Source organism: candidate division WOR-3 bacterium (assembly GCA_039801245.1).
Lineage (GTDB): Bacteria > Hydrothermota > Tepidihabitantia > Tepidihabitantales > Tepidihabitantaceae > JAOABP01.
This window is the reverse complement of record JBDRUF010000060.1, coordinates 1-10,237: the sequence shown is the minus strand read 5'-3', so window position 1 is coordinate 10,237 and position 10,237 is coordinate 1. Positions and strand designations below refer to the sequence as shown.

General features: G+C 49.6%; 8 protein-coding genes and 2 tRNA genes. 4 read left to right on the top strand and 6 right to left on the bottom strand.

What is annotated here, in order from left to right; translation table 11 throughout:
- Nucleotides 1-67: 67 nt before the first annotated feature.
- The 3 genes from ABIK47_07615 to ABIK47_07605 all read right to left on the bottom strand — a co-directional run bounded on the left by ABIK47_07615 (nt 68) and on the right by ABIK47_07605 (nt 2,552).
- A complete protein-coding gene (locus tag ABIK47_07615) occupies nt 68-433 on the bottom strand; it encodes a hypothetical protein (protein MEO0020479.1) in 366 nt (121 codons plus the stop codon).
- Between the two features lie 197 nt (nt 434-630).
- On the bottom strand, nt 631-1,335 hold the full coding sequence (locus ABIK47_07610; GenBank protein ID MEO0020478.1) for a methyltransferase: 705 nt from the start codon (nt 1,333-1,335) through the stop codon (nt 631-633).
- On the bottom strand, nt 1,332-2,552 hold the full coding sequence (locus tag ABIK47_07605) for a hypothetical protein (protein ID MEO0020477.1): 1,221 nt from the start codon (nt 2,550-2,552) through the stop codon (nt 1,332-1,334). The genes ABIK47_07610 and ABIK47_07605 overlap by 4 nt, the downstream gene beginning before the upstream one ends.
- 80 nt (nt 2,553-2,632) lie before the next feature.
- Here ABIK47_07605 and ABIK47_07600 point away from each other — a divergent pair.
- Nucleotides 2,633-2,703, top strand: a tRNA-Gln gene (locus ABIK47_07600).
- Between the two features lie 17 nt (nt 2,704-2,720).
- Here ABIK47_07600 and ABIK47_07595 read toward each other — a convergent pair.
- A complete protein-coding gene (locus ABIK47_07595) occupies nt 2,721-4,136 on the bottom strand; it encodes a transglutaminase-like domain-containing protein (protein MEO0020476.1) in 1,416 nt (471 codons plus the stop codon).
- Nucleotides 4,137-4,221: 85 nt separating this feature from the next.
- Here ABIK47_07595 and ABIK47_07590 point away from each other — a divergent pair.
- The 3 genes from ABIK47_07590 to ABIK47_07580 all read left to right on the top strand — a co-directional run bounded on the left by ABIK47_07590 (nt 4,222) and on the right by ABIK47_07580 (nt 7,108).
- Nucleotides 4,222-4,307, top strand: a tRNA-Leu gene (locus tag ABIK47_07590).
- Between the two features lie 144 nt (nt 4,308-4,451).
- A complete protein-coding gene (locus tag ABIK47_07585) occupies nt 4,452-5,762 on the top strand; it encodes a pitrilysin family protein (protein MEO0020475.1) in 1,311 nt (436 codons plus the stop codon).
- Nucleotides 5,759-7,108 carry a pitrilysin family protein gene (locus ABIK47_07580; GenBank protein MEO0020474.1) on the top strand — a complete coding sequence of 450 codons (1,350 nt, stop codon included), beginning with the start codon at nt 5,759-5,761 and terminating at the stop codon, nt 7,106-7,108. Before ABIK47_07585 ends, ABIK47_07580 begins: the two co-directional genes overlap by 4 nt.
- Before the next feature lie 8 nt (nt 7,109-7,116).
- Here ABIK47_07580 and ABIK47_07575 read toward each other — a convergent pair whose 3' ends face one another.
- Nucleotides 7,117-8,496 (bottom strand): hypothetical protein, encoded by a 1,380-nt coding sequence (locus ABIK47_07575; GenBank protein MEO0020473.1) that lies wholly within the window; start codon nt 8,494-8,496, stop codon nt 7,117-7,119.
- Nucleotides 8,497-8,543: 47 nt separating this feature from the next.
- Nucleotides 8,544-10,091 (bottom strand): DUF4962 domain-containing protein, encoded by a 1,548-nt coding sequence (locus tag ABIK47_07570; GenBank protein MEO0020472.1) that lies wholly within the window; start codon nt 10,089-10,091, stop codon nt 8,544-8,546.
- Between the last annotated feature and the right edge of the window lie 146 nt (nt 10,092-10,237).

Below are 10,237 nucleotides of genomic sequence, written 5' to 3'. Positions count from 1 at the left end.
GCGGGTCGGAATGACGATACGGGGAGGATTATAACCAAGAACCATAAACTAAGAACTACGAACCAATCTACGGCGCTGGTTCCGGGACCGAGAGCGCCTCGTCCCGAATCCGCTCCAGGACCTCCCGCTCAAGTGTGCGCATCACCCATTTTTCCAATAAAACCCCAATCTCCCGCGCGAGTGATGAGCCGGAGAAGCGCATCCGCCTTGAATAGATTTCCCTCGCAAAGTTGAGATAAAAGGGATAGAGCATCGTCGGCACATTTGCCGAGTCCAGAACCTGCTTTGCCTTGGTCTCAATCTCAACCAAGAAAATCTGCTGCAGCTCCTGCCTTCTGTCCATTGATGGACGCAGCTCCTTCAGCCTTGCGCACACCTTATCCGGGTCGGTCTTTATCCGCCAGCGCTCCATTCTTCTTGTTACATCTGCCATAGTTTACTCCTTTCTTCTGCCTCTATCCATTAAGAGCCAGAATCTGGCAAAAATTAACGCAGAATTTTTCAATTTATTTATTACTATTTTCTAAGTCTTTTTTTATCAGATGGTTAGAAAAATAACCGGAAGTAATTCTTAAACAGTGCCCCAGCCCGGGGCGTGCCCCCCTGCGGCTTTGGGTGCTAACTTAAGGTTTAGCGGCTTTTTTGAGCCAGTTTCGGGATTAGAAACGGGACCGAGCGGGAATACTGTTCATAATCCGACTTCAGTTGCAGTTTCAAAAGCCCCTCCTCATACCTTGCCTGAACCAAAATCAGGGGAAAGCCTAAAACCAGCGTCAAAATTAAACCTCCATAGGAGTTGAACACCAGTGCCGCACCGAAAAGCTGAATCAAGGTTGCCAGGTATCTTGGGTGCCGGCAAAAACGGTGCCATCTCAGGTTGAGCAACCTTTTTGGCGGAATCAGGACCTGGTCTGAGCCCGGTTTTGTCTGGATGATGCGCAGAAATGAAAAGAGGGTTGTCAGGCGCAGATAGGCACCGAAGCCAAATATCAAAAGACCGATGATACCCAACAGATAATGGGGAATTGGAATTTGTGTCCAGCGCCACCAGATGAAGTCCGCTGCCAGATAGGCAAAATAGGGATAGACAAAGAAGGCAAACAGACCGCGCCAGATGGGATTGGGCTCAACAACCCCGGACTGGAAAAACGGCGAGCCGAAGTAGTACTCCAGGGCGAGCCAGAGGACAAAGATGTAGGAAAAAATCAAGGGGATTAGCGCCCTATCATTTATCGCATCGTTGAAGAAGTTGGTGAAAAATATCAGGAAGTAAACCGTTACGAGCAGGGTCCAGATGAACCTGCCGCTCCTGAATCGGAAAACAAGGCTATTCATCTCCTCCCCTGTGCCTGCAAGATGTCAAAGGCATATTCCCATAACTGCCGCTCAGATAGTTCAAACCGGTTGACAGCAATCTCCGGATGTGCCATAACAAAACTGGCGGTGGTTCCAACCTGATAAACCTTGCGCGCCATCAACCTGCCCAGAGGCAGACCCTTCCTTACCTGAACTTTGACATTGGGCTCTTTTTGCAGTTTCTCAATCTCTTCACCCTCAAGGTTGAAAATCACCAATCTGCCCGGGTCAGAAAAGGAGTTGATGAGTTTTCCCTTGGTGATGGTGCCGGGATAAATCGTGTCAGTGACAAATGAGGTTGAGTCATAAACAAAGGCATCCAGAAACCGCAGACTCAAAATCCCCTCAATCACCGCCTTGGTCAAAACCCGGGGTGAAATCTTCACCCTCGTCTCAACAACCGGTTCATCCGCAATCTCCTTGACACTTTTATATATTGAATCAATCTTTGATTTGACCTCGGGCAGCGGCTCGAGCCCTTGAAGCGAGACCGCTGTCTTTAAAACATCGCTCAAACTGCCGCCAACAAGCGTCAGTTGATAACAGGTAATCCTATCTTTTGCTGTTACCAAAACCAGGTCATATCCAGCGGTATGCAACGATTCGCCTGCGGGCAAAACCAGGGTATTGAAATCGGCTTTTGTCCTCAAAAGCGTCAATGCCCGGCTCGCCGCATAAGAGGCAGAAACAAATTTGACCCCATTCAGCCTTAAGGGTAAAAGACCAAAGTCGGGCATAACCGCGGTAACCCCGACCCTCCTTTTTATGAGCCAGGGATGGGCAACAGGCAGACCAAGGGTATCGTCAAGATTAGAGCAGAGAACCCGAAAGTTTGCCCGGTCAATCAGCCCCTTTGTCCTGATAAGACCGAACCTGAGCCATTCCGGTGTGAAGACCAAAGCGTCAACCCCTGCCGCATTTAAGACACTGATTTCCGCCTCTCCCTGAGTGAGCGCCACCGCCTCCTTATCAAGCAAAATCCTGCCCGCTGCCAGCCAGAGCACCGTCTCCTCACTCCTCCGCATTTGCACAAGGTTTGCCATCTTTGCCAAATCCTCGGTTGTCAGGTCAGGGGAGACCAAGACCGTTAATTTCTCAACAGGAGGCTTGACCACCCTGCGGGCACAACCGTTAAAAATAACTATGCCCGCAAGTAGGAAGAAAAAACAGCGCCTATAATCTATCACTTTCAGCACCTTGGATTATATTGCCCTGTTTGCCAGTGTCAATTGCCACGCTTGACTTTGAACAAGAGGGTTTTAAACTTTCCTCTCTCTGGGGGATCGTCTAACGGTAGGACGGCTGGCTCTGGACCAGCTAGTCGGGGTTCGAATCCCTGTCCCCCAGTTTTTAAAAACCGAAAATCAGTTGTACTCTAATACCCTTATCCCGATTTTTTTCACCACGCCTAAGACCTCTGCCTGCTGGCTCAGTTCGCCCTCAGCAAGTTTCAGGCGCAATGCGCTCGCAGGAAACTCGCCAAATGTTGGGTCAACCGGCACCCATTTCCCAAGATAAACCTCATTCCAGGCATGGTAATAAAACGAGCCGTTGAGATATACCAGCCCGACCGCAACCTTTGCTGGTATCCCTATTGCCCGGCACAGTGCGGCATAGAGAACCGAATGCTCGTTGCAGTCGCCCTTCATACTTTTCAGCACAGCCAGCGCATTGGGCAATGATGCCACCGCCTCCTTTTTCAATGAACCGAAGACCCAGTAAAGAATCTTCCTTGCCGCTTTGACCGCATCGTCGCTTGTGCTCGCAATCTCCCTTGCCCTGTTTTTTATCAGCGCTGCATCACACGGGATTGAAACCGAAGGCTTAAGGAACCCCTCCTCGCCTCCAACCGGGAGCCTCACATTAAGAGGCATCTCAGGAACCGTAATCTCAACGGTAAACCCCTGGTCACTCTTTTCCAAAATCCGCTGATTATCAGAACCGAGATTAAACTCACTCGTATCAACGCCACTAACCTGCAAAACCACCCGTCTTACCTTTGCCGGCTCAGGGATTGCGGTATCAACAGGCACCGCAAACAGCCTTAACACATCTACGGTGTAACCACTCTCACCGCCAAGAGCCTCCCTTTCCGAAACCCTGACCGAACTCATCCCCAAAGGCGATTCCTCTTTAACGGTTATCCCATTCTCATCCAAGAAGGTTATCACATCAAACTTCGCCCTTCTTACCCGCACCTTGAGCGCATTTATCCTCTCTGTGCCGATGGCGATTGACTCTGCGCCTAAAACCTCAACCACTGTCGGGAGGGTGTCAAGAACCGTGCCATCAAATGTAAGGATGTTCAGAACCGCCCCAGGTTCGGGATGGGAATCAACAATCAATCTGCCCAAAGCCTCAATGGGATAAAGCGCCCTTGTCAGATTCAAACTCTGCTTGCCCTTGCCGGTGTTCATCACCAACCTGCCACCCTTTACCTCACCATTTGCCTTGAATGTCCCGTCCTGCGAACTCAACTCAAACTCAAAGGAGCGCAGACTCAGGTCAGGGTTGGTGATAACCGTTGAGCGGGCATTGACAAACTGGGTCTTGCCCATCATCCCGAGAGTCAGTTTGCTCAAGTTGTCATAGCGAAAACCGGTGCCGCTCCTCGCGTATCTCATCACCGAATAGCCCACCTTCTGCCCGGCGAGGTATGTTACGAGCCAGACCTCGCCTCCATCCCGGTCCGGTTTTGGAATCGGGCCGGAATGCCTTTCCACCCTGCTGCCACAGGACAGAATCAAAATTGACAAAAAAAGGACACCTATTCTCGGCATTGAATAAAAGTAGCAGACATTCCCTTGATGTCAAAGATAACCGCCACTTGACTTTAACCTCTGACCTTCTAAAATTAAAATGTCGGCCGAAGTGGCGGAATTGGCAGACGCAGCGGACTCAAAATCCGCCGCTCAGCGATGGGCTTGTGGGTTCGACTCCCACCTTCGGCATTAATCCTTTGACACCTCTCATTAATACATTATTATTTGTCCCTGTGATTCTTATAACCTTGGCGCTGGCGGCGAAGAACCGTAACCTCATCGGGATTGTCTCTGATGGAAGTGCAAGAGCATTGAGATTTTTATAAGAAAATTATGATGAGCCTGATATTACTTTTTTTATTATCTAACAGCCTTTCCGAGCCGATTGAGTCCCGCATCTTTGAATTCAAACTGAAAAACGGTCTTGAGGTAATCGGCTATGTTGACTCATCCGCACCGGTGGTCTCGGTAAATATCTATTACCGTGTTGGCTCCTATGACGAACAGACTGGACACACCGGTATCTCCCATATGCTTGAGCATATGACCTTCAAACATACCGACATCTACAAACCTGGAGATTTTGACCGTATCCTTGACTCGGTTGGTGCGTTCAACAACGGCTTCACCTCCACCTATTACACCGGTTATTACGAAGAGATTGCCCGAGACCGCTGGGAACTGGCACTGAAACTTGAGGCGGCAAGGATGGCAAGGTGTATCTTTCCCGACTCGGAGTTTGAAAGCGAGCATCAGGTTGTGGCTGAGGAACGCCGGCTTTGGGACAACCGTCCAACTTCCACACTCTGGGAGCAGTTTGAGGCGATTGCCAATCTTGTCCATCCCCATCGGAACCCGACCATCGGCTGGTCTGATGATGTTGCCAACTACACCGTAGAAAAGGTTCGAGAGTGGTACCAGCGCTACTACAATCCAGCAAATGCTGTGTTAGTGATTGCTGGTGATATCAGACCAGCTGAAGTGCGTGCCAAGGTGGAAAGGTATTTTGGCAAGGTTAAAGGCAGACCGGTAAAAAGGGCTGACTATTATAATATTGAACCCGAGCCTGCTGGTGAACGCCGCGTCACCATCCGCAAAAGGGTATCAGTCCCGACCCTCCTTATCGGATTCCCTACCCCTGGGATCAGGGATTCACTGTACATCATCGGCGATGTTATCGCCAGCATCCTTGGTGCCGGTCGCAACTCCAGGCTCTACCGCGCCCTTGTTCTCGACTCCGCACTTGCCACCTCGGTTTCAGCGTGGAACTCGGTCGAAAAAGACCCGGGACTGATGTATTTTATGATTACCCCCAAATCCGAAACCCTGATTCCAAGAATTGAAAGGATTGTTTATCAGGAATTGGAAAGGATAAAAAATGAACCGGTAACCGAACGGGAATTGACCCGTGTGAAAAATCGGGTCATTGCCGACTACATATTCGAACGGGACGATGTCTCTGGCATCGCCTACCTCTTGGCAACATCTCATATCACTACCGGTAACTGGCGGACATTTATCAACCAGATTGCCCAAGTAGAACAGGCAACCCCTGAACAGATTATGAGATTTGCCGAGAAATATCTGACTGAAAATCGGCGTATCGTCGGCATCCTTGTTCCAGAGAAAAAGGAGCCAAAATGAAAAACAATTTTGCATTGGTCATCTTGCCCTTTGCGTCTTGCATTCTCATGTCAGCCAATTCGCTACTCTCCCTCCCCCTTTACCGTGACACCCTTGACAACGGACTTGTCATACTTACCTATGAAGACCACCGCCTGCCAATGGTTGACATCTCATTTACCTGTCGTGCCGGTGCCGCCTTCGACCCTGTGGAAAAAGCCGGTATCGCCAGCCTCTGTGCCCAGATGCTTTTGCGCGGCACAAAATCCATTTCAGCCGACTCCCTCGCCTCAATCCTTGACTTCCTTGGTGCCCGTTATTATTCCGGTGCCGACTTTGACCACTCCTATGTCTATCTCCGGCTCTTGGCGAAAGATTTATCCACCGGACTGGACATCATCGCCGACATCGTCCTTAACCCTGCCTTCCCCAAACCTGAATTTGACCGCGCCCGTGAGGAGGCTTTAACTGCTGCCCGGCGCTCCTATGACAATCCCAGTGCGGTTGTTTCAATGGAGTTTGACCGGCTTTTATTCGGCAACCATCGCTACGCCCTGCCAGTACGCGGTGATACCAATACCATTCCCAAAATCACCATTGATGACCTCCATCAGTTCCACCAGAAGCAGTTTGTGCCCAATAACTGCTTTATCGTTGTTGTCGGCGATGTTGAGCACGAAACCATTAAAGATGAGGTTGCCCGAAGATTTGGTTTCTGGCAGCGGGGTATGGTTGAATCAGCAGTTGCCCCTGCGCCAATCCTGCCGGAAAAGACCAAGGTAAAAATCATCACCCGCAATGATATGAACCAGACCTATATCCAGTTCGGCCATTCGGGCATATCGGCATTGAATACTGACCTGATACCGGTCAGATTGATGTCCTATATCCTTGGTGGTCCACCACTCTCATCAAGGATGGGTCTGGCGGTCAGGGAATATGCAGGACTTGCCTATGATGTTCGCTGCTGGTTTGACCGCCGGCTCCTACCCGGTGCCTTTCGCGCCACGGTTCAGACCGCCAAACCAAAGGAGGCAATAGCAAAGATGTTTGGCGAGGTAAGAAAAATGCATGAGTCTGGTGCAACACCCCAAGAACTCCTAAAGGCGCACAACTACTTCACCGGCTCATTCCCTTTAACCTACAGTTCCAACCAGGGCAAACTTGACCAGCTTGACAACCTTGAACTCTACGGTTATGGCATTGACTGGCTCGAAACATTTCCGGAAAAGGTCCGCGCCACCACCCTTGAACAGGTCAACAAAGCGGCAAAAGAACACCTAAAGCCCGACCATTACATTATGGTCATAATGGGCAATGTTACCAAAGAGGACCTGAGCCTTGGGGATGTTGAATGGATTGAATAGTATAAACTCTATTTAACTATCACCACCGGTCTGGTTTTATTATCTGATAATATGTGCACAAAATATACCCCAGGCGCAAGATGGCGAATATCATTGGCACCGGGCAAAAGGTCAAGGACCTTGCGACCGCTCACATCAAGAAGGACCGAAGACCGATGACCGGAGACCGGCTCCCATTTCAGCACATTGCGGATGACAGTCGGCAGAGAGAGATTGCCACTCATCTCCACTTTTTTCTCCTCCACACCCGGCACAACATCCCGCAGGACATAGATGGCATTAATATCATAGCCAGCACCAATCGCAAAGATGCGCTGGCGAATCGGGTCAAACTGGAGGTCCACAGGTGCCCAACCACCAAGACAGAGCCCAGCAATAATGGAATCGGTCTGGCAATCAAGAACCCAAAGTATTGTGTCTTGGTAGTGGGCGAAGTACACCCGGTTGCTCCAGGGCACCCAGCGCACATACAAGGCAGCATATCCATAGTGGGTAACTTTTTTGACGATTGAGTCAGTGTCACAGTCTATCACATATAGTAGCGTATCTGGTCCGCCTTGAGGGTTAGTTCCTGCAATATAGACCTTGTTGTCTGTATGGTTCACTGCTACCGGATTCTCGTATCCCACCCACACCCGGATGGGAAAATATCTGCGGACGGTATCATTTTTTGTGTCAATGACACCGGCGTAGCCATCAAGGCTGCGTGGAACAAAATATGCCTTTCTGTAGGTGTAATTGAAGTTCATCAGATAAGGTGGGTAGAAAGTTCCACTCACATCAATAAATTTCAAAAAGGAGTCAACGGCACAGTCAAATACACCAACCAGAAAAGGGCTTTGAAACGCAAGCATCACCACATATATCTTATTGTTCACCGAGTCCACAGAAGTATAAGCAAATTTGTAAGGGGGAATTGGAGATGGAATTCGTTTGATAATTGAGTCGGTGGCACCGTCAAATACGAACAGGGTTTCTCCCCGCGCGCCATAGAAGCGGTCAAAACAGGGGACATAAACAAAATTGTAACGCCTAAAAACCTGTATTACCGTATCGGCAACCGCATCAATGACCAGTGTGCTGTCAGGTCCTCCGTTTGTGGTGAAATAAAATTTTCCCCTGCGCCTGTTCCAGGTAAAAAAAGCCTGACCTTGGCCCCAGGACCACCAGAACTCGGTCTTATACTGATAGGTTGAGCAGTCCAGAACAATAACAGAACTTGGACCTGAAATTGTGCCGGTGAAGATATAAAGTTTATTGAGTTCCGGGATAAAGAACCCATCGAGCAGATAATGACCACTGGGTAATGGTGGATAAATCACTGTATCCACCTCAACCTGTCCGAAAAGCATCAGCGGAATAAACAAAATCAGCAATCTGTTCATCATAAACCTCTGTATGGGAGGGGTGGTGTTTCCACCCCTCCCTTTTTATTCTACCTCACCACTGTCTTGAGTCTAACCTGTTTATCGCCGATGTCAAGAAGGACGAAACAAGCGCCTGAGGTTTGCGCCTCCCAGTGTAACTGATGAGCACCTGCGCGTTGATGTCCTGCGTGTAAAGCCTTAATCAACCTGCCAATGGCGTCATATACCGAAATACGGACATTCGCGGGTGTGTCCAGACTGTATTCTATCGTAATACTCCTGTTAGAGTTGATAATCCGCGTCTGCTGAGGAATAGATTGAATGTAGGCGGTCTGACCGCCGTCTCCGTCTCCTGAATCATCAAGGAATAATGGTATCCGCAACCGGTAAAAATCATTTCTTGCGTTGTCCTCATCATCTTCGCCAACAATCAGGTAGAGGTAGTTTGAGTCGTCTCCAGGGAAATAAGCAAGTGAGGCACCAGGACCAAGTAACTTTGGCAAAACAGCTTCTTCATCACCATATGCTGTCCATCCAATGGGAGGTGCATGCTCATACAGGGAGTCGTATCCTCCGAATATTCCCCAGCGCGATGTGGGGTATGGCGGTTTAAGCACTCTGGTTGCAAGAGCTGAACCCGGATTCTGGGTTCTACTGTCGTGGATACGAACCCAAGAGCCAGCAGGATTCAAGTCGTAACGGTAACAATGAGTGGAACTTCCTATAAAGGCAACCAGACACTCAGTGCCGTAGTAGTTAGGTTCATATGCCAGCGCCGCGCCTTCGTTAATATATTCCGGAATGCTGTCCAGTTGCTCCCAGCCACCCTGAAGTGTGAAGGTGTGCACTTCGCTCCAGTTCCAAGTGCTGCTGGATGAACGGGAAGCGGTCTTCCAGTAATAGGTGCCGTTTTCCATCTCTGTCTCAACCTGATACTCCGGTGTAGCGGTTGTTACATCAATGATTGTCGTGAAAAAGTTGGGGTCGGTTGCCACCACAAGCCGATATTCAACAGCATACGGAACCTCCTCCCAGATGAAAACCGGTGTCTGGTCAGCGATAGTCGCTCCTTGACCTGGATAGATGCCATCCACCGCAACCGGACCCCAGGGACTTGGAATCCAGTAACGCCAGAACTCTCTGTCTCCGCCAGGCAGGCAGTAAAGCCAGCCCGGGATCGGATACAACATGCAGTGGTAAGGATTGGGTCGGTAGGCAATACTTGCGCCATCATCAAGCGAGAAATCCACAATATCATCATAGTCCCATTCTTCTGTGGAAGGAATATACCAGTAGAGCATTGGTTCGCCATCCTCCTCGCCGATGATAAACACGATGTCGTCATATTTCCAATCGTATGTAATACCTGTGTGCTTCAACATCTCAAAGGCTACTTCAGGTTCACTGGGCAAATGCCACTGGTTATCATTGGGGTTGTAGTATAAAAGATAGGTAATTTCAGAATCCGGATTGGGGAAAACACCCCATACCCGGTCCCCACCATAGGTAATTGCCGCTCCATCTACAACCCGACCGGGCTCTGGAACAGAATTCAGCACCTCCCATGCCGAGGTTGCGGTTATTGCTATTGTGATGCAGAGAATAACTCTCAACATCGCCACCTCCTTTGTTTTGGCATCTACGCACCAGCGATGCCGATTAACGTTATCAGGCTCGGTGCCGCCTCCTCAACCTCCATTTTTATTATACCCCCCCCCCCCCGCCTTTTGTCACGCAGAATTTTCCTCTACAAGCGATTGTA

What these genes read in the sequence shown, in the direction of transcription:
- ABIK47_07615 (MEO0020479.1), bottom strand. Translation starts at nt 433, where the DNA reads ATGGCAGATGTAACAAGAAGAATGGAGCGCTGGCGGATAAAGACCGAC.
- ABIK47_07610 (MEO0020478.1), bottom strand. Translation starts at nt 1,335, where the DNA reads ATGAATAGCCTTGTTTTCCGATTCAGGAGCGGCAGGTTCATCTGGACC.
- ABIK47_07595 (MEO0020476.1), bottom strand. Translation starts at nt 4,136, where the DNA reads ATGCCGAGAATAGGTGTCCTTTTTTTGTCAATTTTGATTCTGTCCTGT.
- ABIK47_07585 (MEO0020475.1), top strand. Translation starts at nt 4,452, where the DNA reads ATGATGAGCCTGATATTACTTTTTTTATTATCTAACAGCCTTTCCGAG.
- ABIK47_07580 (MEO0020474.1), top strand. Translation starts at nt 5,759, where the DNA reads ATGAAAAACAATTTTGCATTGGTCATCTTGCCCTTTGCGTCTTGCATT.
- ABIK47_07575 (MEO0020473.1), bottom strand. Translation starts at nt 8,496, where the DNA reads ATGATGAACAGATTGCTGATTTTGTTTATTCCGCTGATGCTTTTCGGA.
- ABIK47_07570 (MEO0020472.1), bottom strand. Translation starts at nt 10,091, where the DNA reads ATGTTGAGAGTTATTCTCTGCATCACAATAGCAATAACCGCAACCTCG.